The sequence below is a fragment of the Hyphomonas sp. CACIAM 19H1 genome (assembly GCF_003325995.1).
Lineage (GTDB): Bacteria > Pseudomonadota > Alphaproteobacteria > Caulobacterales > Hyphomonadaceae > Hyphomonas > Hyphomonas polymorpha.
Map to the genome: position 1 here is coordinate 1,463,711 of NZ_CP016437.1, position 25,077 is coordinate 1,488,787.

Below are 25,077 nucleotides of genomic sequence, written 5' to 3' on the forward strand. Positions count from 1 at the left end.
CGTTCAATTTGCAGCTCTATCAGGTACTAGTTCTGCTTCTGCTTCCGGGACGAGCCGTCATTTTTATTTTCGGCGCTCTGTCGTTCGCTGCTCTGGAAATTTTCATTCCGAGCAACACGAAGATTATTCTGGCAATGACGCACGCCCGAGACGCTTTCGACGCAATCTTCTGCGGCCCGTTTGGATCTTCTGGAATCAACATGTCCAGCCAAGGTCACTTCACCTTTTTCGACACGGACTGTGATGTCCGACGCATCGAGGGCCCCATCGTCCGCAAGCCGGTCGCAGACGTCTTCGCGAATTCGGTCATCCGATCGCTGATAGTCTTTGGGGCCCTTTCCTCTATGGCGCTGGTCCCCGTTGCTGCGTTCGTGCAGATAGGCCGAAGGACCTGTAGGCAGGACAACGCCATCACTGCCGCGGCCATCCCAGTCACTTCCGCGGCTTTCCTGGTCAAACCTGCCCGGTGCGGGCCGCCCCTGGTAGGTATCGTCATAGGTCATGTCGGGCCGGTCTGCGCGGTCCCGGTTGCGACCGTTCTCGCGGTAGGACCGGGGGCGGTCTCTTCCGGAGCGGTCAAAGTAGTTAGACTGGGCGTCCTCGAAGCGGCCGCTGGCTTCATTTTCTTCCCACAGATCACTGTCTTCGTATCTTTCATTGGTGTCGGGGTTACGGGACTCATGTGCCTGCCTCGACTCATATGAGCCATGGTCCCGGCGCCGTTCCTGATAAGGGGCGTGTCTGCTATGTTTTGACATGAGAAGGTCCTCCTTGACTTCTTGGGTGACGGTCTGTGCCGCCACCACCTTCTTGGAAGGTGGTCCCAAGCAACCAGACGACCGCTGCCTGGTTGCATTAAATAATATTAGGGACGCTATCTTTCCCTGCGCCTTGTCAACCAATAATCCCTATACGGATAAAATCTCAGGTGAGGCGGTTTAGGAAAACGCCGCAGAAAGCCCAAAATGCGTCGGAGACATGGTCGCTGGAACAGGCAGTCAGATGGCCTGCAGTCTGTTTGCCCTTTTGAGACTTCATCGGAATCGCTCGTCCTGGCAGTGTAACCCGATCAGATGGAGCTGGGATTGGCATGACCGAGATCCTTTATTCGAAGGAACAGCCGTTGTTTGAACAGAATATTACTGGATCGTAAGAAACAGTGAATGTAGTTTATGCTAATATTTTTTTTGATATCAGGTCAGTGATCGCGACCGGTAACAGAAAAGAGTCCGGCGATGACAAAATTCCGTCTCCCTCATGAATACGTAATGCGGCTCAATGCTGAGCTGCGGTCACGCGACGCGACCTGGATTGAAGGTGAGGCGCCGGAGAAAATTTCGAGGGCTTTTGTCGCGGCTGCTTCCATGGCGGATCTTTTCGAGATGAGGGTCGCCGAACTGGCGCTTGCGCAGGGCGGAGAGAAGGTTCGGACACTCGCCCGGTCGCTTCTGCAGGAACGCCGCCAGCAGGCCCAGCGCCTGCGGTCTACCCTCAAAATTGCATCGCTGGGGGACGTTGATCATTTCGTACCCTACCAGCTTGATCCACGGCGCGAACATCTTTTTGGGCGGTTGAGAGGAACAAGCGATAAAGATGACTTCGGTGCCTTGTTTATTAATCAGCAGAGAGCGTCGCATGAAGAGGCGGTAAGCATCTTTTGTTATTATGCGGTGTATGGCGAGAACGAGGCGTTGAGGGCTTTTGCCCGTATTACCTTGCCGTTCTTGGAGCGGCGGCTTGATCAGATGGCGCAGCTGGCCTGATCTTCCTGGCAGGCATTTGGCGCCAGATCCCCGTTCTTCTTGCTTCCGCCGGGCGATTGTCCGAGTCCGCCAGCAGGCATGCGCAGCGTGGTTCTTGCGGACCCGAGTTGTGTACGGATGAGTTTGGATGGGAAGAACGTTCTGGTGTCCCGCTATGCAACATCTGAAGTATTTACTTTTATCTAGTGTTCGCTTTGGGGTTGACCTGACAGGCAGATGAGCGCCTCATGCAGGAATGTTAGTCAGCTTTTTATCCGGCTCGCCGGTACTTGCCGTCAGCGCCATCAACAAATCTCTTGCGGAGGCAGTGAAACTCCCGCGCGGCGCGGGTGTGCCGTCGGAAACCCCTGTGGGGATTGATGAAGATGCGCTCGTTATCCGCAAGGGAGCAGAGGGGACCGGGATGGAGTTTATGCGCTGGGGTTTTCCGCCGCGCAGCCTGACCAACCGGAACGGCTGGAATCCTCCGATCTCCCAGGTGCATGATCTCGAGGATCGGTGGTGGCAGGAGTTGAACCGGTCCTATCTGCTTGAGGCGCGTCATCGCTGCCTGGTTCCGGTTTCTGCATTTGCTATCACGCAGGGCAGGCGCCAGAGGTGGTTTTTCCCGGAGGGTGGTCTGGGATTTTTGGCGGGTTTCTGGCGTTCCTGGGAGGGTGACACGCGGCTTGTATCCCTTCCGGGCGAGACAGAACGGCGCCGGGTATACAGCCGGCTGAAGCTGTTCGTTATTCTCGCTGTCCAGCCAGTGGAGGGAGGCCGACTTCGCTCAGATGCCTTACCCTCTGTTCTTACCGATCCTGCCGATATAGCCGACTGGATGGCGGGGGGCGAAGAAAGCCTGTTGAATAATCCGGACAGGGAAAGAAATACCGTTAAGGCAGGTGATTTGGTTTAGGTGTTCGAAACTGCCGAAAATCTAGGCCTCGCGCTCTAACCTGACTTCGGCGCTCTTGTCGTAGTTGAGGATTAATGGGAACCGTCCGCTACCAATGACGAGTTCCCAGTATGGACGGCTTGCTTTGCCTGCAGGGTATTGGTCGGATGTGTTTTTGTTTGCAGACGCAAAGTCTTGAGCGCGCCAGCGGCCATGCCCTTGAATTTTGGATCGTCCGCAAGAGGCGCCACGAGAAGTCTTTCAGGATGATGCGCCGCTTTAAGTCTATGATAAAGGCGCGATCGGGAGAGGCCGGTATAATAGATGTAAAGCCCGCCGCCGAGAGCGATGCACTGCTCTGCGAAAGCTGATAAATCGGGATCAGGGTCGAGGAAAACCAGGTGTCGCAGCGCGCCGTGTTCAGGCATTGTGGCCGCGCACGATAAGACCCGTCACAATCGCGAGTGCCAGCAGAATCGCCAGGACGACGATCCTCGCCGATCTTTCCCCGAGATTTTCCCGGAGCCAGTTTCGCTGGTTGTAAGCGGGGCTGACGCCGACCATGTCCATTTCCTTGTTGGTCAGTGCAGGTGTGGTTCCGGCCGCTTCATCATCCGTTCCGAGAGGCGCTGCGGCCAGATCGGGATAGTTGACCTTTTCTCCAGTGTTTCCGGAGTCGATGGCATGCTTCAAGCGTGTTGCTGCCGATGTCGGGCTGGGAGGGGGCTGCTTGTCTGGCATGCAGTTGCTCCTGTTCAACACGGTGACTTACGCCTGCGGTTCGCCAAGGTTGCATTACACATGCGCAACAAGGATGTTTCGCGCTCGCAGTATGGAACTCTCTGGTCTCATTCGCGTCGATGATGGCCTTTGTGCAAAAGGCCTTGTCTCGCCGGACAGAAGGAAGATGCGCGCATGATCTCTGGAAAAAAGCGGCGGCTCTGGCCAATGTCCTGGCCGGTCTTGTTGGCATTGTCCGGAGCCGGTCTGATCGGTTTGTCGACCTTGGTGCTGGAGGCAGATTCCCGCGGGCTTCATGGATGGGCGGAATATGCGGGCCGTGTGCTGATAGTGTGCGCCGTAGGATGGGCCGTTGCGCTGCTGACCGACTGGCGGCTTGCAGCTGCAATTGACCGCGCCGATATCAGTGTGGCGGACAATTTATCAGCCAGAAAATTCCGTACACGAATGCTCGTCCTCAGGCGGGTGGCGGGCGTACTGTTGGGGGTTATTACCCTTTCTGTGGCGCTGATGTCGATCCCGGTAGCCAGGGAAGTCGGCTTGTCCCTGTTTGCTTCCGCCGGAGTAGCGGGGATTGTGGTCGGGATTGCGGCTCAGCCGGTCCTCGCAAATCTTATTGCCGGGTTGCAGATTGCCATCACCCAACCCATCCGCATCGATGACGCCGTGGTCGTTGAGGGCGAGTGGGGCTGGATTGAAGAAATCGGGCTGTTCCACGTAATTATCAGGCTTTGGGATGAACGCCGCCTCGTAACCCCTCTGACCTATTTCAACCAAAATGCCTTTCAGAATTGGACCAAGCAAAACGCGTCCATCATCGGGTCGATCTTCTGGTCTCTCGATTACAGAGCCCCTCTGGAAGAGATGCGGGCGCACCTGAAGCAGTGCTGCGAGGACCATCCGCTGTGGGACGGCAGAGTTTGTGTGCTGCAGGTCACCGAAGCCCGGCAGGACCGAATTGAGCTGAGGGCTCTGGCGAGCGCCCGCTCGTCGCCCGACGCTTGGGATCTGCGCTGTGACCTGCGGGAAAAGATGATTGTATGGTTGCGGGCGCAGGCCCCTTATGCGTTGCCGGTTCAGCGGCTGGAAGGCCGCTTCTACAGGGAAGGGGATGAGGGTGCCAATCGCAGCGATCACGACGAAACCCACGAGAGGACCGATCCCCCGGACACTGACGATGCCGCCCCGCGCTCAGCTACCTGACCTGCTCGCCGCGCACGCTCAGCATCGGTGCCTTCTCCGGGGAAGACGCAAATACGCCGGAGTATACGATGGCTGATGAGTTGGCAGAGCTGTTTGCAACCCGGACCCCGGGCTGGAGCATTCTCCTCCGGCTGGGATGTGCCTGTCTCCTCGGATTTCTCATAGGGATCGACCGCGAAATACGCGGGAGGCCGGCCGGTCTCCGGACCCATATGTTGGTTTCCCTCGCCGCTGCCACCTTCACGCTCACGGCGATAGAGATCACCGCACTGTTCGGGACGCTGGAAGGCGTCCAGATCGATCCGCTGCGGGTTGTGGAGGCCATCACCTCCGGCGTCGCTTTCCTTGCGGCGGGAATGATCATCCAGGCACGCGGGAAGGTGATCGGGCTGACCACCGGGGCCGGTATGTGGCTTGCGGGCGCTATCGGCCTCGCCTGCGGCGCTGGCATGCTCACCCTCGCATTGGCGGCTACCTTCCTGGTACTGCTCATTCTCAGGCCGATGCGCCGCGTTGAACGCATGCTTGATCTGGCGGACAGGCGCCAACATGACCACAAAGACCAGAAACCATCCGTCCCTCCAGGCGTTGAAGGAAGACAGGAGGATACGTGATGAAAAAGACCCCCCTCGACCGGCTGGCCATGCCGCGCACTTCTCTCAGTTTTGCGCTCCAGTCACTGGCTTCGGCGCGGCGGCGCTGGCGGCAGATGATCCCTGGCGCTGAGCCAGTCGGGCCTCCCGGAGAAGAAGTCAGTCATTACAGTGGCCGGCCGGAAGATGCGGTTCTCGGCGGCGGCCCGGAGAGCCCAGTCGGAAAGATATCGGACAAATAACCTTCAGAAAGTACAGGCACATTGGGCATCCTGGCGTTAGGGGCAGACGCTCAGTTCAAACGTCAGCTTAAATGATGGGGCCAGCGTGGAACCGGCGAAAAGCTGACGCATTGTGAGGGGACATTAATATAAAGTCTGAAGAGCAATCATGATCCTGCAATATTTCCAGCCGGTATTCCGATGAAGGAGTTTCTCGGATATGCGGCCATGCTGACAGGAACGGTCGCCGCGGTCATGGTGTCTGCCAATGTTGGGCGCAGGCTAACGGGTTATGGATTCGTGATCTTCACGATCTCTTCTATAACCTGGATCACATATGCATTTCAGGATGGCGAAACGCCGTTGATCCTGCAGAATGCAGTGCTGACACTTATTAATGTCGCTGGCATTTACCGGTGGCTGATCGCCAAGAAGAAGCCGTCTCAATAGCCGCCCGGTGGATCGCTCGCCGGAAAGGATTCGTCCACTGCTTCGTCAATTTCATCCCATTCGGCAGGCGGATCTTTCATGGCTTCGGGGCCAGCATCCCGAACAGGCTGCGGCGCTGCTGTTTTGTTCTCTGTGCGATTTTTTTGCCAGAATCCAGATAAAGCAGAGTGTAGACGCAAGAGCATGGTCTTATCCTCCAGAGTGAGGTGGTCAGTAGTCTGCATGGCCCGGCAGAATATACCGGAAAAGGACGAAGGCGATGATCAAACCAAAACCCACCAGAAACGCCAGAAGTGTAAGCATCGGTGGTGGGCGGACGGGTTTCCGCTCTGTTGTCTCGGCCGGACTTTCCTGGCGATCAGGCGGCGAGGTGGAAGAAGATGGCCGGTGGGGATCCTCTGGGGGAGGTGTATAGGACATATCATGCTCCTGAGCTGTGTGGCCGGAACGGATGTGCCGCCGTTTTGTTGCGTTAAATATCTGTAGTAAGTGGATGGAAGCCCATTGAGCTTAAACTCCGTAGGCTGAAGCGTGCCTTGGAAAAAATGTGTAGGCCTTGGGGAACAAGGCTCTTGTTTCATCGTTTATCGGGGCGACTAGGTAACTCTCCTGAGGGGCACTCATTTTCGCAGGAAGGCCCATGAGGATGGCGCGGATACTGAAATGGGACAAGACCTATGAGTATCGTGCCTGGCCGGGCCCGGAGGATACTCTGGCGGCAACTATCCGGCGGGATTTCCAGTCTCAGCAAATGGAAGATAGAACGGATGACTATCTATTGCCGGTAGGGCTTTCAGCTTTGACCTTTCTTCCAAAAATCCGGGCGGGGAAGAAATTCGAGATAAAGCAAAGGATCCGAACCGACGCCGCCGTCGAAATCTGGCGGCGGATCTTCAGCGAAAAATTCCCGCTCAACCTGAATGTTCAGCCTGTACTTGAAGCAGTTTATCCGAGTGCCGCGCTTACCGAAGGCGCGCTGGACACCCCTGGGCGGCTAGTCCGGATGCTGATGCCGCACGCCTTTTTCTGTAGAGTGCGCAAAACACGCCTGTCTCTCCGGAAGGGCGCCTGCAAGGCCGAGATTACGGAGATCGAAGCCCTTGGAAAAGAAACCATGACGGTCGCTCTGGAGTGTAGAAAGCTTTCGCCGGTGGCGGACTATCTTCTCGCGCAAGGCAGCCCACTACTTCCCAATATCGATTATGGGACCTGGCTAAGGGCGCAGATCAAACGCCGTTCCTCGATAGGGCTTGTGGACGACCGGAGATGGCCGCCTTGAGAGGTGCTGTCCGAGTTGGAGGCCTCGCCTGCGTTGCCCCTTTAGCCAGAGGCTCCGGCGGTCCGGGGCGGGGCTTAAATATTATCGGCTTTCCCTTTTCGATGTCAGAAATACCATCCGGTATCGGATGGTTATTTGCGCGCAGCGTGAGCCTGATCGGAACTGGATTGGAAGTCAGGCATTTAAGAGAAGCGATGGGTAACCGCCTGTATTGAGGGGTCTTATGTCTAGTTCTGAACCTGAACCGCCGCTTTCCCGGCATCAAGTCTCGGCAGAGATGGCTGGTCTGAATGCCTCCGATCTTTCCGCGCCAGGCTGGCGGCGCATTCGATGCGGCAAGGGGTGGCGCTATCTCGGCACTCACGCAAAGCCGCTTCTCGGACGAAGCCGGGAAAGATGCCGGAGCCTGATCATTCCGCCTGCCTGGACAGATGTGTGGATCAACCCCGATCTGCGCGGGCATATTCAGGCGGCTGGAACGGATGCGGCTGGGCGCCGTCAATACCTCTACCACCCGCTTTGGCAGAAAGCGATGGCCACGGCGAAGTTTGAGGACCTGCCGGAGTTTGCACGACGACTGCCAAGGCTCAGGGCAGCATTGCGCAGACAGCTGAGATCGCCCGCTGACGATCGTGAGTTTGCTCTTGCCGTCATTGTCGGTCTTCTGGATTGTGCGGGCCTCAGGATCGGCCACCGGCGTCACCGGCAACGAACAGGGGCTGTCGGCGCGACGACTCTGCAGTCGCGGCATCTCAGGAAAAAGCCCGATGGGTTGTTGCTGACTTTTCCCGGGAAGAGTGGCCAGAAGCAGACGGTAAACGTAGAAGATCCAGAGATTGCAGCCGCCCTGATTGATCTTACCAGGATGCCGGGACCGGATCTGTTCGTTCTGGAAGAGGGACGGATAACCGCCAGCATGGTGAACCAGTTTATCGCTGAACTGATGGGCGCGGGCTTCACGTCCAAGGACTTCCGAACCTGGGGCGGTAGCGTAGCGGCGACCAGAGCTTTGCTCGCCGCTCCGCCTCCTTCCATTCCTGAAGTGGCGCGGGCGGCGGCGGATTGGCTGGGCAACACGCCGGCGGTTGCGCGAAGTGCATATATCCACCCGGCGATCCTTGAGGCGGCTGCGCGGAATATAACCCCAACTGCCAAGGGCGGCCCTGTGCGTCTGCGTGCAGACGAGCGGCTTTGCTACGCTCTGATTTCGGGCTGAGACCGGACAGGCAGGTCCGCAGGTACGTTAGAACTCCGAAAAGACGGCAATCATCGAACTGGTCAACGCCTGTCGATGACCGGCGATATCCTTCCACGGATCTTCTTTAAGCCTCGAGGGCGCCAGTTCAGGTGTGAAAACATCTGACGCCGGCAGAGTGGCCAGTTCCTTCCAGGTTACCGGCGCGGCAATCGCTGCGCTGGTTCGGGCCCGGAGCGAATAGGGCACGATGGCCGTTGCTCCGCGGCGATTGCGCAGCCAGTCGATAAAAATGCGTCCTTTGCGCTTTTCAAGCGAAGCGGTGGCAATGAAGCGTTCCGGCGCCGCTTGAGCGAGGCTGCGCGCGATACCCCTCGATACAGAGCCTACATCGTCCCAGCCATGGCGGCGCATCAGCGGGACCATAACATGTACGCCCTTTCCGCCTGTTACCATCGGAAAAGAGGCGAGCCCCACCTGATCCAGAAGTTGCCGGATATCCTCTGCGGCCCCCTTGACCTGATCGAAGGATACGGATGGGTCGGGATCCAGATCGAAGATCATTCGGTCAGGCCTGTCCAGGCGATCTGCGCGAGCCGCCCAGCCGTGAAGTTCGATCATTCCCATCTGTGCCGCCTGAAGCAGTCCGGCTTTGTCATTGATCAGAAGATAGTCTGCCTTGCTCCCCGATTTTTCGCGGATTGACACCCGGCGGATTTTATCGGGAAGATGGCCGGCATGTTTCTGGAAAAAACACTCCCCTGAAATTCCGTCGGGACAGCGGAACAGGCTGACGGGGCGATTGCTCAGCCAAGGGATAATACGCGGCGCGGCGAGATCGTACCAGCGGGCCACCTCACCCTTTGTAAGTCCGGCATTGGGAAAAACGATGCGAGTGGCATGTGTGACGGAGACACCTTCTATCTCCAGGGTATCCTTTGCCGTGGCGCCGGGAAGAGGGGCCTTCTTGCTTCTGGGCGCAGGCTGACGTCCAACTTCCTTCACCATCTTGTCTTCTCGCAGCCCCATGAAAGATGAGTGTCGCAACAGGCCAGCAGCGGTCTGCTCCGGATATGTTACCTCGGCGACAAGACGAGGTTCAAGCCACACAGCATCGCGGCGCGCTTCGCTGGGGATGTTGCTGAAGGGAGATTTCGTCCGTCTCAAACCTTCCATTCGCCCGGCGAGCTGTTCCATAGCCGTGTCTGTAAAACCGGTGCCGACCCGTCCGCGATAGATCAGTTGATCGCCCTCGTATTCTCCCAGAAGAAGGGAGGCAAAGGGCCGGCCCTTCTTGTCTGATCGCCGATAGCCCCCAATCACGAATTCGTCGCGGCCAATGCATTTGGACTTCTGCCAGCTGGAATGACGTCCCGGCCGGTAGAGCGCGCCGCGGCGTTTAGAGACAATACCCTCAAGGTCCATGCGGCACGCGGCGCGGGCAATCTGTGCGCCGTCGCCCTGCAGGTCCTCGCTGAAGCGGACGGTGACGCCGTCAGATGGCAGGATGGCGCGAAGTTTTTTCTTTCGGACGTGAAGGGGCTTCTCCCTCAGAGACGCGCCGTCAAACTCTAGTAGATCAAAAACGAAATAGGTCAGGCGTTCTGCGGCGCCGTTCGAGAGCTGCGAGAAATCGCTGCGCCCTGCATCGTTCAAGGCCACCAGTTCGCCATCCAGAACCGCGGAGGGAAGTCCGAGCGCGCTCAGAGCGCGGGCAACCGGCGGGTAACGCTGGGTCCAGTCGTGGCCATTGCGGGTCATCAACCGAACGGTTTTGCCCTGAATGAGAGCCTGGATCCGGTATCCGTCGTGTTTGATTTCGTGAACCCAGTCTGGACCTTCAGGGGGCGTATCGACGGCCACTGCGAGCTGCGGCGGAATGAACTCCGGTAGCGCATGGGATTTTCCTTTCGCAATTCCTTCAAGGTCGAGGCCGCTGGCAACACTCTCGGACCAGATGGCCACCGGATCTTTGTCGGTGCTGGCTTCAGCGTCTTTTTCCTTGATCAGCAGCCAGTTCTCACGATCAGACCGGCGCTTGGGTTTCATCCGCACCAGAGCCCATCCGCCGCGAAGGCGCTGGCCCTGAATCTGAAACTTCAGCACACCCTTTTTTACCGCTTCATCTACATCGCCATCCGGGATCCAGCTTCCTTCATCCCAGAGCAGGACGGTTCCCGCGCCGTATCCTGACGGAATTACACCTTCAAAAGTGCCATAGGCCACCGGGTGGTCCTCGGTTCGCACCGCAAGGCGTTTGTCCGCAGGATCAAGGCTTGGACCGCGGGTGACGGCCCAACTCAGGAGCACCCCTTCATGCTCCAGCCTGAAATCGAAATGCAGCCTCCGCGCGGCATGCTTCTGCACGACATATCGTCGTCCCGGAGACGCTGGCTGCTCTGCGCCCGCAGGCTCCGGAGTTTCGGAAAAATTCCGTTTACTGATATATTCTTCAAGAGATCGCTGCCCGGCCATGTCAGGCTGCCTTTTTGCTCCGGCGCGGTTTTTTCTTGCCAGATTTCTGTTTTTCGGCGTCAAGACTGCGCCGCAGCGTTTCCATCAGGTCAACAATCTTGGCGTCGGAATCGCGATCATCATCGGACGGCGCCGATATGGTGCCCTTCGATTGCTTTTCCTTGATGAGGTCGAGCAGGGCAGCGCGGTATCCAGACTTGAAATCTTCTGGTCTGAATGGCTCTGACCGCCGCTCTATAAGTTCGCCTGCCAGTGCAGCCATGTCCGGGTCTATCTTGATTTTTTCTATCACATCGAAAACCTCTTCGGAGGCGCGTACTTCGTCGGCATACCGCAGTGTCTCTCCCAAAAGACCCCGGCCACAGGGCCGTATGGCAATGATGTGATCGCGGCCCCGCACGGACAATTGCCCCAGCGCGGTTTTCCCTGTCTTGCGCAGGGCGTCTGCGATAACGGCATACCCCTCCTGAGCAATCTCGTTTCCGGCGGGCACCACATAATAGGGCTTCTCGAAATATCGGGGATCTATCTCTCCCTGATCTACGAACTGGATCAAATTGATCGTGCGCTTGCTCTCTAGCTTTATCTTATCGAGTTCTTCGTCAGAGAGCAGAACATATTCATTGTCTTCTATTTCATACCCCTTCACGATATCATCGGTATCCACTGGCCCCACGCCTTCGGCCACTTTCTGATATCGGATTCGCTTTCCAGAAGGTTGGTGGATCATGTTCAGGCGGATGTGGTGGCCTGATGATGTGGCGGAGTAGAGTTCAACAGCAATGTTGACGAGCGAAAGCTTGAGATAGCCTTTCCAATAAGGTCGTCTGGCTGCCATGAGGTATCTGTCCTTCCATGCTCACAAGCCAGCAGCTGGCAGGAAGTTCCTTGATGACGAAAACTTCACTTCGTAGCGCGCAACCCTCGCGGGCTGCACGCATTGGCACCCTAGTTGGTTTCAACACTGAAGGAGGTCCCGATGGCACTGCAACATGAAAAGATGAAAGAAGGAAAGCTCCCCGGAAATGAACATTCGCTTGATCCGAAACCGGACTGGGAACCCCGGTATCGTGGATCTGAGCGGCTGCAGAACAAGGTGGCCCTGATAACCGGCGCCGATAGCGGAATTGGGCGGGCGGTGGCCGTGCTCTTCGCGCGGGAAGGTGCAGACATTGCTGTTGCCTATCTTTGTGAAACAGAAGACGCAGAGAAGACAAAGCAACTGGTCGAAGCAGAAGGGCGCCGCTGCCGGCTTTTTGAGGGGGATCTGGGCGACCCGGAATTCTGCGCACATATTGTGTCGGAAGTGATTTCCGAGTTCGGGCAGCTAGATATTCTCGTGAACAATGCCGGAGAACAACATCCTGACAGGGATATAACGGATATTTCGGATCACCAGCTGCACCGAACTTTCCAGACAAATATCTATTCCATGTTTTATCTGACCCGCGCGGCGCGACCGCATTTGGGAGAAGGCGCGTGCATCATCAATTGCACGTCCGTTACCGGCTACGCAGGCAGCAGTGATCTTCTGGATTACTCTGCCACGAAGGGTGCCATCACCGCTTTTACCCGGTCATTGTCGGAGAGCCTGGTGGGCGACGGTATTCGCGTCAATGCGGTGGCGCCGGGCCCGATCTGGACCCCGCTTAACCCCTGCGGAGGAGCGTTGCCCGAAAAGCTTGAGGATTTCGGGGAGAGCACGCCCATGGGCCGCCCCGGCGAGCCCAATGAGGTGGCGCCCTGCTTCCTGTTCCTCGCTTGCGCCGATTCCAGCTATATGAGTGGGCAGGTTCTTCACCCCAACGGGGGTATCATCGTCGCATCGTAACAACTGGCCAGGAGCCCCGGGGGTGGGGCTCCTGGCCAGTGGCTGTGTCTCCGCTCCAATGTGCGCTCAAAGCTTGCCTGGAAATGCAGCCAGGGGACTGGTCATCGGTCCAAGGCTACCTTGGCCGAGCGAAGCCAGGTTGCTGATCCGGATGGCTGCAGATGCCTCCAAAGCGCGGAGATAGCTATCGGCCCACCAGTCTCCATTGCTCTGACGGAGGATGTCATACATCTGTTCATGACGTTGCCTCCGTTCCCCGACAGGCATTCTGGCGGCCTTTCGGATACCGTCTGCCACCGATGCTGGATCGTGAGGATTGATCAACACCGCGCCGCCCTCTAACTGTTCTGCGGCTCCTGCGAACTTCGACAACACGAGCACGCCGGGATCTTCTGGATCCTGAGCAGCGACAAATTCCTTGGCCACCAGGTTCATACCGTCATTGAGCGGAGTAATCAGGGCGATGTCCGCCCGCCGGAGCAAGCCGGATATCGCTGATCGGGCCACCGCCCGGTGTATATATTGAACCGGTACGTATCCAATGTCTGAAAACTCGCCATTTACCTCGCCAGAAAGTTGCTCGAGTTCCCGGCGCACATCCATATAGGCACCGACATCTTCCCGGGTTGGCGGGGCAATCTGGACAAATGCTATCCGATCCTCTTCCGCCGGGTGCTCCCGAAGGTAGGTCTGAAACCCCCGCAGGCGGTTAGGTATGCCCTTGGTGTAGTCAAGCCGGTCCACGCCGATCATCAGCCGGTGTGGAGACAGAGGAGGGGTTTGCGTGCGAATGGCATCTTCTGCCATGTCGCGGAACCCATCTGCGTCAATGCCTATTGGAAAGCTTCCGACACGGATGATCTCATCCTGCCACCTTATACAGCGTCCGGAGATCAGCTGCGCGGCGCCCGCGCTGCGGAAAGCGTCCAGGAAGCGGGCCACGTCGCGTGAGGTCTGCAGGCCGACCAGATCATAGGCCGCAAACCACCGGAGAAATGAATCGCTATGGGAAAGAGCCTGAACACTCCCCGCGTCAGGAAAAGGTGTATGGAGAAAAAATCCAATGGGGTTGGGAACCCCAAGTTCGCGGAGAGCCGCAGCGAGGGGTATCAGGTGATAATCGTGAATCCATAGAATGTCAGTATCCCGCAAATGGGGGCGGGCGAGTTTGGCCAACCTTCTGTTGACAGCTTCATAGGTCGCTCGTTGACCGGAGCTGACATCAAGAAGATCAACCCGGCCATGCAGCATGGGCCAAAGGACGGAGTTTGCGTAACCGAGATAATAGTCCTCATGTTCCGTCCGGCTAAGCGGCATCGTCAATCGATCGAACGTTTCTCCCTGTCTGGGAATTAGAGTATCAGGCGGCTCTTCATCTCCCGGCTCCGTGCCGATCCATAATCCGCCGCGATTGTCCATGGTGGATTGGAGAGCGACGACGAGGCCACCGCTCGGAGGACCATCTGCCGGAACGCGGTTTGAAAATATCACAAGTCTCGACATGAAGTTCTCCGGCGGACCAACTTGTCAGATCCGTTCTTTTTTACGGATGAGCACTGGTGGGGTTGCATGATCGCAGGTTTAATTTTTGGAAAATATTTCAGTGTGCTGAAAAATGAGGCACATTCCGGAGCGAGTGGCCTTTAGCGCGGCGGCAAACGCGGCGCATTTCTAATCCTGCGCTGTGATTTTCTTTGGGAACCTCTCGGCGCGTGAAACGCTTTATTTCCTTTTAGCAAAGCGCTTATGTGAAGCCGGCCCCATGATCCGCTCGACCCCTTCGCCAGCTGTCTCGCAACTGGTGGAAAGTTGGAAGTAGACTTGCTCAGGAATTGACAGGAACGAATGCACTTTCCACGCTTATCACCTGACATGGCGCTTTTTCTGGATTTCGATGGCACGCTGGCCCCCATCCGTGAGGAGCCAGATTGTGTTTACCTGCCGCCGGAAGGCGCCGAGATCCTTCTGGCGGTTTCTGCCCGGCTGGAGGAGCGGCTTGTCATTCTCAGCGGACGGGATGTGCGCGATCTGACGCGCCGTGTTCCACAGGAACTTTGGAGAGCGGGCGGGCATGGGGCGCAGATATGCGCGCCGGGCACAGCCCCCTCCGATGTTCTTAAAGCGGCGCCTCCAGAACTGGTGCAGCGGCTTCAGCAGATCGCCAGCCCATACCCCGGCGTGGTTATGGAAAGAAAGGGCGAAGTGCTGGCCCTGCATTATCGAGGCGCGGCCGAAGCCGGCCCGCAACTGGAGGCGCAGATGTCGGCTGCAGTTGCCGGTTTCAGAGGATATTCCCTGCAAACCGGGAAGATGGTCATCGAAGCGCGCCCGGACCATGCCGATAAGGGCAAGTCTGTCGCAGCCTTCATGCGGCGCAGGGAGTTTTCCGGGCGAGTGCCTCTGATGATCGGCGACGACACCACTGACGAAGCGGCGATGCAGGCCTGCCTGCAGGCGGGCGGCGCGGCGATTAAGGTGGGTGCGGGTGCTTCGGTTGCTCCTTTCCGGCTCGATGGTCCGGAGGACGTTTGGAATTGGCTCCGGGAGGGACTGAATTGAACAATCTCGAACTGGGAATCATCGGCAACGGCACAATTGCCGCCCTGATCAATGCCGCTGGCGAAATAGGATGGTTTTGTCTTCCCCGGCTGGATGGCGAGCCCGTTTTCAATAGTCTTTTGGGGGGGCGCGGCCGGTTCTCAGTCGATCTGGCGGGAAAAAAGTCATGCCGGCAGATCTACGAGCGAAACACCGCGATTCTCGAAACGATAATCGAGGCTGAAGATGGATCGGTCATCAAGATAACCGATTTTGCGCCGAGATTTACCGACCGGAGCCGCATGTTCCGGCCGGCATCGATCGTGCGCCGAATAGAGCCTTTGCGTGGCCAGCCGCGCATCTGTATAAGGATCGATGCAGAGACGGGGCGCGGCAAGTCTCTGATGCCGACGCGCCGCGGCGTGTCCCACATTTCATTCCTGGACGATGCAGCCGCATTCCGCATTACAACTGATGCGCCGCTTGCCTATGTCGCTCAGCAGACGGAATTTGTACTGGATCGCACAGTAAGCCTCGTGCTCGGGCCCGATGATCCGGTATCTGAGTCGCCGGGAAATCTTGCGCTCGACTGGCTCGCCCGGACGAGGGAACAATGGCAGGACTGGTCCCGCCGTCTTGCCACGCCGCCCAAATGGCAGGCGGCTGTAATCAGAGCGGCCATAACCCTGAAACTTTGCGTATATGAAGAAACCGGGGGCATCGTCGCGGCTCTGACGACGAGCATCCCGGAGCATGCAGGATCATCAAGAAACTGGGATTACCGGTATTGTTGGCTCAGGGACGCCTATTTCACCGTCACCGCGCTCAACCGCCTGTCGGCGATGGGCACGCTGGAGCGCTACCTTGCCTATATAAGGAACATCGTTGCCCGGACGCGCGGAGGGCATATCCAGCCCGTGTATGGCATTGCGCTCGAAGAGGCGCTGACGGAGGAAATTCCCGGCCATCTGCCCGGTTATCGCGGTATGGGTCCCGTGCGATTCGGAAACCAGGCGGCAGAGCATGTTCAGCACGACGTCTATGGACATGTGGTTCTGGGCGCCGCGCAGGCCTTCCTCGACGAGCGCCTCCTGACAAAGGCGGGGCGGATGGAGTTCGAGCATTTTGAAGCCGTTGGGCAGCGCGCCTATGAGGTCTATAACACGCCGGACGCCGGTATCTGGGAGTATAGGGGGCGTGAGGCGGTCCACACTTCATCTGCAATAATGTGCTGGGCAGCCTGTGACAGGCTGGCTCGCATTGCCCGGGCGCTCGGCCTGATGGATCGCAGCGCATTCTGGAAAGCCCGCGCGAAGGAAATACACGCGGCCGTCATGCAGCAGGCCTGGAACGAGCAACGCCAGGCTTTTACCGGAGCTTTTGGAGGAGAGGCGCTGGATGCTTCGGTCCTGCTGATGGCCGAGATCGGATTTTTGCCGCCTATGGATCCGAAGTTCCGGGCCACGGTGGCCCGGATCGATGAGGAACTTCGCGTCGGCACACATGTCTTCCGATACCGGGTTGCCGACGATTTCGGCCTTCCGCAGACGGCGTTCACCGCCTGCACCTTCTGGCATATTGATGCGCTCGCCAGAAGCGGGGAACTTGAAAAGGCGCAGGAAATCTTTGAGGCGGTTCTTGCTCACCGTACGCAGCTGGGGCTCCTGTCAGAGGATGTGGATCCTTCGACAGGTGAGCTGTGGGGGAACTTTCCTCAGACCTATTCCATGGTCGGAATCATCAACGCCGCCGCACGGCTCAGCCCGGAATGGGACGATGTGATCTGAGCGGTTTGTCGCCGCCAACGGGCAGCTGAGACAGCTGGAGACAGAGGAAAGGGGGCGGGGTCTGCAGGTATTTCACCCTGCATTCGGAACCTAAGCGCGCTTGGGCCGTTAAGATCGAAGCACGAGACGCAGGCACCTCCAACCGGGGTGACCTGCTGCGCACGTCTCGGCCAATGCCCGGCGGCAAGAGGGGACTCTGATGAGCTTGGTTCAATCGGTAAAGGCGCGGGCATCAATCGTTGCCGCTTGCCTCTGCAAGAAGCTGATCCTGTCGCGTCCTCAGGAACATGGTCACTGGAATGAGTGAATTCATTCCATATTGCGGCCCGCCGCCGGAGGCGAGCACACTACTGGCCAACTGGAATCTTGATCCGTTCGCGATCAGCCTCGTGCTGATCGTCTTGGCTGGGGGGCTCTATGCCCGCGGGTCCGTCCGCATGACCGGCCACGAGCCAGCTTATGCAGCAACAGCTTCACTGGGTCTGGTGATTGCGTTCATTTCACCTCTTTGCGCGCTAACGGTTGCTCTTTTCTCCGCGCGCAGCCTGCACCATCTGATATTGCTTTGTATGGTTGCCCCAGCGCTCGCAATGGCCTTCCGGCGGGTTCGCCTTCCTGACGGCGCTGGCGCCGCCGCTTTCGCAGCAGTGTCGCTCGTTCTCTGGAGCTGGCATGTCCCGGCGATCTATTCGGCGGCGTGGAACAGCAACTTCATCTACTGGATCATGCAGTTTCTGCTGATCGGTAGTGGCTTTGCATTCTGGGTGTCGATTTTCAGGTCGGAATGTGGCGCCGGCCAGGTCCGCGCAGCGCTTCTGCTTGCCGCCTTGGCGGGTCAGATGGGCCTGATTGGCGCGATCCTGACCTTCTCCGAAAATATTCTTTATACTGAACATATATTGCTGACCGATGCATTTGGCCTCTCCGCCCTCGGGGATCAGCAACTCGCCGGACTGGTTATGTGGGTGCCGGGCATGATCCCGCTGGCATGGATAGCCGCCATGATACTGCGCCGGGGCTGGCGGGAGGTCTCGGCCGCATGATTGCGCTGTTGAAAGCCGGGCATATCGCCTCCTTGTCGGTGTGGTGTGCGGGCCTTCTGGCCTTGCCGGTAATCCTCCAGATCTACGGCCGCCGCCGGGAAATCAGCACCCAGGCCGGGTTCACGGAATTCCGTATCCTGCTTCACGCCGGTTATACCCGCGTGGCAACCCCTGCAGCGGTTCTAACCATCACCTTCGGCGCGGCTCTGATCATTTTGCTGGAGCTGCGAGATGCCTGGATGATGGCAAAGCTCGTTGTCGTGGCGCTCATGGTTTTGCTGCACGTATGGCTTGGACACCTGATCCTCAAAACCGCCGAGGGCAGGGGCAGCTATAAGATGCCGTCGCCGGTGCTGGCCGTACCGTTCGGGCTTGCGCTGATCGCGGGCGTTCTGCTGCTTGTGCTTGCCAAGCCCAATCTGACACCCCTGCTTTATCAATTGCCGGAGTTTCTGCAGCAGCCTCAGGACCGCGAACTGCCCCCTGATCTTGTCCCGATATGATAGTCAAAGACGAGCTTGCCGCCATGCCACCCCGTCACCGCTGTCATCCCAGCAGCCAGTATGGACACCAGAAGCCCGACCGGGAGCACTGCGCTTTCGGGCGCGCCAATGCGGATGATCCAGTTCGCGCTGAGAATGGCAAGCAGCATCACTGCCAGAATGAAATGGCTCCAACTCGCGGTGCGATTGCGGATGCCGCGCACCAGCAGCAACTCCGCGGTGCCGGTTATGCCCGCCGCGACACCCATGAAGAACGCGCCGAACGCGGCATATCCTGCGGCGCGGGCCCAGAAATCGTCGCCCGTCCAGAGGAACAGAATGTCGGCCCCAAGAACACACATTGTCAGGGCAATCGGAAAGGCCACCAGCATGGCGTGCAAAGGGTGGCCCGAAACAGCAATGCGCGTTTCCGTCTCGTGCAGTCCGCGATGCTCCTCAATTGGATCGCTGAGCTGTTTTTCAAGATCGTTCATGGCGCGCCCCTGTCGGATAGGATGATGTCGATACTCAAGCGCATAGGGGCGCTATCGGTTCCCCTGTTTGCGGCGCAGGCATGCACAGCGCCTCTCTCGACGCTGGATCCTGCCGGTCCATCCGCAGAGGCGATCTCCTGGTTGTGGTGGGTGTTTCTTGCCGGCGCGGCGGGCCTGACAGTCTTCGTCATGGCGCTGCTGGCGCTATCCTTCGGGCGGCCCCGCGCCGTGTCAGAGCGCCGCTGGACATGGGGTCTCGGCGTCTGGTTCTCCCTTGCCATCCTCAGCGGCATGCTGGTGGCCGGCGTAGCTGTTGGAGAGCGGCTTGTGTCGCGAGATGCGGCTATTGAAGTTCACGCCCACGCTCAGCAATGGAGCTGGACTTTCACGCATCCGGGCCCGGATGGGGCGATGGTGGAGGCTGGGCGTGATCTTCATATCCCTGCGGGCCAACCCGTCGATGTACGGATAACCTCGGCAGACGTTATTCATTCCTTCTGGGTGCCGCGTCTTGCCGGAAAGATGGACGCCATCCCCGGCCGGGAGAATGTCTTGCGCATCCAGGCGGCAAGCCCCGGCATCTATGAAGGCCGGTGTGCGGAGTTCTGTGGGATCGGCTATGCGACACATCGCTTCCGCGTTATCGCGCACGACCCGGCCGAGTGGCCAGCAGACGTGCCTGCGCCGGCGGAGGAGGCTTCGGAATGATCGAAAACCCAACGTCTTCCACAGAGCGTCTGGAAAACCCTCCGCAGCCGGCCCTCCGCCTGCACCGCGAGCTCACCCGCGTCTGGAGCAACGCGCCGGGGATGCGCGGCGTGTTCACAGCCGTGAACCATTCCACCATCGGCCTGCGCTTCATGTGTACGGCACTTGTCTTCTTCGGCATCGGCGGCATTCTCGCCATGCTCATCCGTACACAGCTTGCCACCCGCAAGGGCGCATTCCTCGACACCGAAATCTATAACCAGATATTCACGATGCATGGCAGCATCATGATGTTCCTGTTCGCCATCCCGATGCTGGAAGGGCTGGCCATGTACCTGCTGCCCAAGATGCTGGGAACCCGGGACATGGCGTTTCCGCGCCTGTCTGCCTTCGGCTACTGGTGTTACCTGTTCGGTGGAATGATCCTTATCGGCGCGCTGCTGGTTGGCGTCGCGCCGCGCGACGGATGGTTCATGTACACCCCACTCTCGGGCAGCACATACTCTCCCGGCATCAATGCCGATGTCTGGCTGCTGGGCGTAACCTTTGTCGAGATTTCGGCGCTCGCGGCCGCCGTTGAAATCACGGTGACCATCCTGCGCATGCGGGCGCCCGGCATGAAGCTCACCCAGATGCCGCTGTTTGCCTGGTACATACTGGGCGCAGCCGTCATGATGCTGGCGGGTTTTCCGCCGCTGATCCTCGGTTCGGTCCTGCTGGAGATAGAGCGGGCGTTCGGCTGGCCATTTTTTGACCCCGAGCGAGGGGGAGATCCCTTGCTCTGGCAGCATCTGTTCTGGCTGTTCGGGCATCCCGAGGTCTACATCATTTTCCTTCCTGCCGCGGGCGTATTGTCCACAGTTATTCCGGTCCTCAGCCGTACACGGATACTCGGATATGGCGCCATCGTCGCCTCCATCCTGGGCCTGGTATTCCTCAGCTTCGGTCTCTGGGTACACCATATGTTTGCCGTCGGAATTCCGCATATGGCGCTCGCCTTCTTCTCGGCCGCCTCATTGTTGGTGGCTGTGCCGACGGCAGTGCAGATCTTCGCCTGGATCGGCACCATGTGGAAAGGCAGGCCTCAGCTCAAGCTGCCGATGCTTTATATTCTGGGCTTCTTCTTCACCTTCGTCATGGGCGGCCTGACGGGGGTGATGCTCGCCATCGTGCCGTTCAACTGGCAGGCTCATGACACGGCATTTGTCACAGCGCATCTCCACTATGTTCTGATCGGCGGATTTGTGTTCCCGATGATGGCGGGGCTTGCCTACTGGCTGCCCATGATCACCGGCCGCCGCCGCATCAAGGGCCTCGGCGAACTGGCATTCTGGACCATTCTGGTCGGCTTTCATGGCACCTTCTTCATAATGCACCTGACGGGACTGGTCGGTATGCCCCGCCGGATTGATATCTATCCGGACCATCCGGAATGGGCGGTGCTGAACCTTATCTCCTCCGTGTTCGGCTTCATCATGACGTTCGGTTTTGCGCTTTTCGCGCTGGATTGCATTTTTCAGGCATGGCTCGGAAAGCGCTCACGCAGGGATCCCTGGAAGGCGCCGACACTTGACTGGGCAATGGCCTTGCCGCCGCCGGTCTACAATTTCGCTTCCCTTCCGTGCCCGGATATGACGGGTAATGAATATGCGGGCGGTCCGGCGGTTGCCCTGGCGCTCGCGCGGGGGGAAGGCGTGCTGCCGGGTGCCCCGCGCGGACAGCGGGAAGTTCTGGTGACGGGCATAGGCCATGCGACGCCGCAGCATGTCGCCATCCTCCCCACCAATACGGCTTTGCCCATAAAGCTTGCGGCTTCCATTGGCGTTTTTGTGCTGATGATGTTGTTCAGCTTCTACTATGCGGCGGTGGCAGCCTTGCTTCCGGTGCTCTGGTTTGTGTGGCGCTGGGGGCGCGCGCTTGTGCCTGCCGGCAATACTCCGGCAGTGGAAGTAGCGCCGGGTATGCATTTGCCAACGCATTACGACAGCCCCTCCACCCTTACCGCCAGCGGTCTGGCGTGCTTTCTGTTCGCTAACGGAACATTTTTTGCTTCGTTGATCTTCGGTCTCGCTTTCATCACGCTCGTGTCGCCGGGGCCGCCGGCTCCGCCCGTGGAGGGAGAGGTGGCTGTATCCGCGATGTTGATCGCAGGCGGTCTGCTGGCCTCGGCTCTGGCAACCCTTGTTCCCGGGCGCGCTGTGAAAGAGGTCTCGCGGGCGAAAAGCCCATTGCGGCTTATTGCCTTCGGGCTCGCCGCGAATCTGGCCACTTTGGCCGCGCTCTCCTGTCTCGCCATCTGGCAGCTTGGTGATCCCCGGGCTCATGCCCAGCATGCAGTTCGCGCCGCTCTGCTTGGTTACGTGGCGCTCCAGATTTTCATTGCCGCCGTCTTCGCCGCGTTCGCCCTGGATCAGGCGCGGCGGGGAGAACTTGCCGCAGGCCCTCTCGGCGCGCTCCGCAACTGGAACCTCTGGCAAAGCTATACGCTCGCCGTCGCAGCGATCTCCGCAGCCGTGATCTGGGCGCAGGGGCTCAGCCAATGAAGGGAGGAGGGCTTCGCTGGCTTGGTCTCGTGGCGCTCGGCCCCGCAATCTGGGCGGCGACCTTCACCCTTGTATACGCCCTGCATGGCGCCGGGTGCGCCTCAGGCTGGAGCGGCATCCAGGCCGGGCCCGTCAGCCTTCACCGCCTGCTGATGTTGCTGGGCTGGCTGGCCGGTATCGCGGCGGGAGGCTGGCTTCTGTTACGTCTGCCCGCTGGCAAAGACCGTGAAACATGGCTTCCCCGTGCTGGAGCGCTGGTCGGCCTCTTCGCAAGCCTGTTCACTCTCGTGCCAGTCTTGTTCGCCAGCAGCTGCTGATGTGCTCTGGAGGGGCCTCCTTCGGACGGCGCGCGTTGTCCATTTGGGAGCATTGTTTTGACAGGGAATTGTCCGGCTTTGTCCGAAATTGTCCGGATTTGTCCATCGCCTGACCATGCCGGGAACCAAAAGAAATCCCGCCAGCGGGGGCTGGCGGGATAGGTGTCCGTCCGCGTGGGTCGGCCTTCAATTTCAGGAAGACCGACCCCTTTGCGGCTGGTTATTCGGAAAGAACCCGCAGCCTCACGCCCAGCGTGCGCGGCGTTGGGCCGGAACCGGACAGGGGGCCATTGGTGCCCAGGAATGTCGGGCCACGTTCATCCCCAAGGTTGTTTCCAACAATCGCAAATTCATACCGTTCAAACCGCAGACCCAGAGTCATGTTGACAATGTCATAGGGGTTTGCGGTCAAACCGTTCGCCTGCAGGCGATCGCCCGAATGGCTGAACCCGATATTGCCAAAGCCGGTAATATCGTTGCCGAGGTCGCGGTTGTAGTTGATGTCGAAGCGGTAGTTCTGATCCAGCGTGTTCACGAGACGCGAACCAGGCCGGAACATCGGCAGGGCTGTCTGCACCACCGGGTCTACCGTATCGTATTTGCTGTCGTTGAAGTTGCCCACAGCACCCAAGCTCAGACCCTCGATCGGCGTATCCCAACGGATTTCCAGGTCCACACCCTTCGTGGTGGCGTCGCCGAAATTGGTGAAGCCGTTCACATCGGCAATTGCGCCGGGCGTGTTGGTCTGGAGGTTGGTATACTCCAGCTGATACAGGTTCAGACCAAAATTGAGACCAAGTTCACGGTGACGCCATTTGAGGCCGAACTCGTAGTTCTTGGATGATTCCGGGTCCAGAGCCACATCCGTCGGGATGCCTGCATCCTCGAGGGATTGTACCTGTACGCGCGATTGCACGATACCCGGACGGAAGCCCGTTGCTGCCGATACGAACATCGTCAGATCGTCAGTAGGAAGATAGGAAATATTGACCCGCCAGGTGGTCACTTCCTCTTCGGTCGGAAGCGATGCGGTGGCGTCTTCAAACGTACGGGTGTCATAGTATTGCCGCAGACCCACCAGAGGCACAACTTTGCCCCCGAACAGTTCATAGCTGACCTCACCGAACACGGCGAAGTTCTCCGTCAGCGTATTGTTGTCCGCATTGATCACAACAACGGGCAGCGTCAGCGTGTTGAACTGCGGGCCTTCGCCATCCTGATAGGCGGCGCCCACCAGCCAGTGGAGGGGGCCGTCACCGTTGGAGTTTGCACGAACTTCCTGCGAGAACAGTTTCGGGCCGAACTGGCTGGAGAATGATCCGGCCGGTGAAAGCGGGATGTTGATCCCGAAATCGCCTTCCAGATGGCTGGTTGCGCTGGTGACAGAGAATTTGTCGAAATCCACCGTGCCGGTAAAGCTCATCAGGGTGAAATCCCCGTTGCTGAAGCCTTTTTGTCCGGCAGTATTCTGGAAGTAGGGAGGGTTCACTGACGCCGTAAAGCCGGTGAAGTCCTGTCTCGGCTGGAAGTTCCAGTATTGTGCGCGAAGCGTGACGTTGTCGGCGGGCTTGTACATCGCAACGATACGATAATCGTCGTTCTTCGCGCCGTTCACGTCTTCTTCGTCCGGGGTGCCATCATACGGGCCGTAATAGGCGTCCGCCCAACCCGGATTGCGTGAATGGCCGCCGCTGACGCGGATGGCGAGCTTGTCCTTGATGATCGGGACGGAGAGCGCGCCGGCGAGGCCATAATTGTAGTCTTCGGCGCCTCTCGTCCGCGAGGTTTCTGCTTCGGCAGAATACTCAACCCTCTCGAGGTTGGGATCGCGGGTGTGGAAAATGAAGACGCCGCCGGAAGAACCCTGGCCGTAAAGCGTGCCCTGCGGGCCACGCAGAACTTCAACGCGTTCCATGTCCAGGAAGCGCACCGGCGGGGCAATACCGAAATTCGGCACCACAAAAGGAACGTCGTCGAGATAATAGCCGATCGGCGAATCGCCGTTGCTGCTCACGGCGCCGCGGAGATTGTAGATTCGGGAACTGACGGACTGACGGAAACCTTCAGATGCACCCGGAACCGTCGATACAAGATCGTCGACCGTGGTGATGTTGCGTACCTTCATCTCCTCCCCGGAGAATGCCTGGATGGCCAAGGGGACGGATTGCAGTTCCTGTGCCCCGGTTTTGGAGGCTGTGACGGTAACTGTGCCCAGTTCGTATTCTTTGTCTGTGGATGTGGACTCGTCCGTTTGTGCGTTGGCAGTGCCGGCGGCCACGGAAAGAGCGAGAATCAGCGAGATCGCTGAAGCGTTGCGGAAACGATGCATTACTTCCTCCCAGAAGTCATTTTCTCAGAACTATACAAACGTTTGCATAGCGCGCTCGTCAAGCTATTCCAAGATGGAACAGCAAATAAACTGACCCGAGTGTTGCATTTGCAACTGTTGTTCGGTGGCGGGCTGTGCTCGCCGGTTTCTGCGTACCCGAGGAATGCCCAAGCCAAGCCTTAGCTGCAGATATAATGGCGCAGCGCAG

Annotated in this window: 26 protein-coding genes; 16 read left to right on the forward strand and 10 right to left on the reverse strand. The window is 58.6% G+C overall.

All coding sequences use genetic code 11. The annotated features are described in order from the left end of the window. Positions 1–26: 26 nt before the first annotated feature. On the reverse strand, positions 27–758 hold the full coding sequence (locus tag BBF93_RS06900) for a BON domain-containing protein (RefSeq protein WP_114105439.1): 732 nt from the start codon (positions 756–758) through the stop codon (positions 27–29). Between the two features lie 477 nt (positions 759–1,235). On the opposite strand from BBF93_RS06900, the gene BBF93_RS06905 reads away from it, so the two are divergent. Continuing rightward, complete coding sequence (locus BBF93_RS06905) at positions 1,236–1,763, forward strand: DUF4142 domain-containing protein (RefSeq protein ID WP_114105440.1); 528 nt, start codon at positions 1,236–1,238, stop codon at positions 1,761–1,763. Between the two features lie 235 nt (positions 1,764–1,998). After that, entirely contained in the window at positions 1,999–2,661 is a 663-nt protein-coding gene (locus BBF93_RS06910) for a hypothetical protein (protein ID WP_035595746.1), read from the forward strand. Between the two features lie 71 nt (positions 2,662–2,732). On the opposite strand, the gene BBF93_RS19480 is transcribed toward BBF93_RS06910, so the two are convergent. Both BBF93_RS19480 and BBF93_RS06920 read right to left on the reverse strand, forming a co-directional pair. Beyond that, positions 2,733–3,068: a hypothetical protein gene (locus tag BBF93_RS19480; protein ID WP_162786459.1), complete on the reverse strand. Its 336-nt coding sequence runs from the start codon at positions 3,066–3,068 to the stop codon at positions 2,733–2,735. Beyond that, positions 3,061–3,381, reverse strand: coding sequence for a hypothetical protein (locus tag BBF93_RS06920; protein ID WP_114105442.1), 321 nt, complete (start codon positions 3,379–3,381; stop codon positions 3,061–3,063). Before BBF93_RS06920 ends, BBF93_RS19480 begins: the two co-directional genes overlap by 8 nt. Before the next feature lie 174 nt (positions 3,382–3,555). On the opposite strand from BBF93_RS06920, the gene BBF93_RS06925 reads away from it, so the two are divergent. The 4 genes from BBF93_RS06925 to BBF93_RS06940 all read left to right on the forward strand — a co-directional run bounded on the left by BBF93_RS06925 (position 3,556) and on the right by BBF93_RS06940 (position 5,848). Further along, positions 3,556–4,584, forward strand: coding sequence for a mechanosensitive ion channel family protein (locus BBF93_RS06925; protein WP_114105443.1), 1,029 nt, complete (start codon positions 3,556–3,558; stop codon positions 4,582–4,584). A gap of 68 nt (positions 4,585–4,652) precedes the next feature. After that, positions 4,653–5,198 carry an MgtC/SapB family protein gene (locus BBF93_RS06930; protein ID WP_114105444.1) on the forward strand — a complete coding sequence of 182 codons (546 nt, stop codon included), beginning with the start codon at positions 4,653–4,655 and terminating at the stop codon, positions 5,196–5,198. After that, a complete protein-coding gene (locus BBF93_RS06935; RefSeq protein WP_035595742.1) occupies positions 5,198–5,419 on the forward strand; it encodes a hypothetical protein in 222 nt (73 codons plus the stop codon). Before BBF93_RS06930 ends, BBF93_RS06935 begins: the two co-directional genes overlap by 1 nt. Positions 5,420–5,599: 180 nt before the next feature. Beyond that, positions 5,600–5,848, forward strand: a complete 249-nt coding sequence (locus tag BBF93_RS06940) for a hypothetical protein (protein ID WP_114105445.1) — start codon at positions 5,600–5,602, stop codon at positions 5,846–5,848. Here the strand turns inward: BBF93_RS06940 and BBF93_RS06945 are convergent. Next, a complete protein-coding gene (locus tag BBF93_RS06945; RefSeq protein WP_114105446.1) occupies positions 5,842–6,033 on the reverse strand; it encodes a hypothetical protein in 192 nt (63 codons plus the stop codon). The genes BBF93_RS06940 and BBF93_RS06945 overlap by 7 nt on opposite strands. A gap of 25 nt (positions 6,034–6,058) precedes the next feature. Continuing rightward, positions 6,059–6,268: a hypothetical protein gene (locus BBF93_RS19485; protein WP_162786460.1), complete on the reverse strand. Its 210-nt coding sequence runs from the start codon at positions 6,266–6,268 to the stop codon at positions 6,059–6,061. 226 nt (positions 6,269–6,494) lie between these two features. On the opposite strand from BBF93_RS19485, the gene BBF93_RS06950 reads away from it, so the two are divergent. Continuing rightward, positions 6,495–7,127 (forward strand): hypothetical protein, encoded by a 633-nt coding sequence (locus BBF93_RS06950; protein ID WP_162786461.1) that lies wholly within the window; start codon positions 6,495–6,497, stop codon positions 7,125–7,127. Between the two features lie 223 nt (positions 7,128–7,350). After that, positions 7,351–8,343, forward strand: a complete 993-nt coding sequence (locus BBF93_RS06955) for a DNA topoisomerase IB (RefSeq protein WP_084324194.1) — start codon at positions 7,351–7,353, stop codon at positions 8,341–8,343. A gap of 27 nt (positions 8,344–8,370) precedes the next feature. Here BBF93_RS06955 and ligD read toward each other — a convergent pair whose 3' ends face one another. Together ligD and BBF93_RS06965 are read right to left on the reverse strand one after the other, a co-directional pair. Further along, positions 8,371–10,797: a DNA ligase D gene (gene ligD, locus BBF93_RS06960; protein WP_114105448.1), complete on the reverse strand. Its 2,427-nt coding sequence runs from the start codon at positions 10,795–10,797 to the stop codon at positions 8,371–8,373. Position 10,798: 1 nt separating this feature from the next. Then, positions 10,799–11,635, reverse strand: coding sequence for a Ku protein (locus BBF93_RS06965; RefSeq protein WP_035595734.1), 837 nt, complete (start codon positions 11,633–11,635; stop codon positions 10,799–10,801). Between the two features lie 141 nt (positions 11,636–11,776). On the opposite strand from BBF93_RS06965, the gene BBF93_RS06970 reads away from it, so the two are divergent. After that, positions 11,777–12,628 (forward strand): SDR family oxidoreductase, encoded by an 852-nt coding sequence (locus BBF93_RS06970; protein ID WP_114105449.1) that lies wholly within the window; start codon positions 11,777–11,779, stop codon positions 12,626–12,628. A gap of 66 nt (positions 12,629–12,694) precedes the next feature. Here the strand turns inward: BBF93_RS06970 and BBF93_RS06975 are convergent, their stop codons facing one another. Next, positions 12,695–14,131, reverse strand: coding sequence for a trehalose-6-phosphate synthase (locus BBF93_RS06975; protein ID WP_114105450.1), 1,437 nt, complete (start codon positions 14,129–14,131; stop codon positions 12,695–12,697). Positions 14,132–14,500: 369 nt separating this feature from the next. Here BBF93_RS06975 and otsB point away from each other — a divergent pair, with 369 nt between their 5' ends. The 4 genes from otsB to BBF93_RS06995 all read left to right on the forward strand — a co-directional run bounded on the left by otsB (position 14,501) and on the right by BBF93_RS06995 (position 18,499). After that, a complete protein-coding gene (gene otsB, locus BBF93_RS06980; RefSeq protein WP_114105451.1) occupies positions 14,501–15,187 on the forward strand; it encodes a trehalose-phosphatase in 687 nt (228 codons plus the stop codon). Further along, the gene (locus tag BBF93_RS06985) at positions 15,184–16,953 is read left to right on the forward strand and encodes a glycoside hydrolase family 15 protein (protein WP_114105452.1); all 1,770 of its coding nucleotides are present in this window, start codon (positions 15,184–15,186) and stop codon (positions 16,951–16,953) included. Before otsB ends, BBF93_RS06985 begins: the two co-directional genes overlap by 4 nt. A 299-nt stretch (positions 16,954–17,252) precedes the next feature. Continuing rightward, positions 17,253–17,996, forward strand: a complete 744-nt coding sequence (locus BBF93_RS06990) for a cytochrome c oxidase assembly protein (protein WP_162786462.1) — start codon at positions 17,253–17,255, stop codon at positions 17,994–17,996. Then, on the forward strand, positions 17,993–18,499 hold the full coding sequence (locus BBF93_RS06995) for a CopD family protein (protein ID WP_035595724.1): 507 nt from the start codon (positions 17,993–17,995) through the stop codon (positions 18,497–18,499). Before BBF93_RS06990 ends, BBF93_RS06995 begins: the two co-directional genes overlap by 4 nt. On the opposite strand, the gene BBF93_RS07000 is transcribed toward BBF93_RS06995, so the two are convergent. Then, positions 18,460–18,972 carry a DUF2231 domain-containing protein gene (locus BBF93_RS07000; protein ID WP_035595722.1) on the reverse strand — a complete coding sequence of 171 codons (513 nt, stop codon included), beginning with the start codon at positions 18,970–18,972 and terminating at the stop codon, positions 18,460–18,462. The genes BBF93_RS06995 and BBF93_RS07000 overlap by 40 nt on opposite strands. A 24-nt stretch (positions 18,973–18,996) precedes the next feature. Here BBF93_RS07000 and BBF93_RS07005 point away from each other — a divergent pair, with 24 nt between their 5' ends. The 3 genes from BBF93_RS07005 to BBF93_RS07015 are packed head-to-tail and all read left to right on the forward strand — an operon-like array spanning position 18,997 to position 22,540. Continuing rightward, complete coding sequence (locus tag BBF93_RS07005) at positions 18,997–19,680, forward strand: cytochrome c oxidase subunit II (protein WP_114107020.1); 684 nt, start codon at positions 18,997–18,999, stop codon at positions 19,678–19,680. Continuing rightward, the gene (gene ctaD, locus BBF93_RS07010) at positions 19,677–22,223 is read left to right on the forward strand and encodes a cytochrome c oxidase subunit I (protein ID WP_114105453.1); all 2,547 of its coding nucleotides are present in this window, start codon (positions 19,677–19,679) and stop codon (positions 22,221–22,223) included. Before BBF93_RS07005 ends, ctaD begins: the two co-directional genes overlap by 4 nt. Then, the gene (locus tag BBF93_RS07015; protein WP_035595717.1) at positions 22,220–22,540 is read left to right on the forward strand and encodes a hypothetical protein; all 321 of its coding nucleotides are present in this window, start codon (positions 22,220–22,222) and stop codon (positions 22,538–22,540) included. Before ctaD ends, BBF93_RS07015 begins: the two co-directional genes overlap by 4 nt. A 220-nt stretch (positions 22,541–22,760) precedes the next feature. Here BBF93_RS07015 and BBF93_RS07020 read toward each other — a convergent pair whose 3' ends face one another. Further along, positions 22,761–24,869 (reverse strand): TonB-dependent receptor, encoded by a 2,109-nt coding sequence (locus tag BBF93_RS07020; protein WP_035595716.1) that lies wholly within the window; start codon positions 24,867–24,869, stop codon positions 22,761–22,763. Positions 24,870–25,077: the final 208 nt, after the last annotated feature.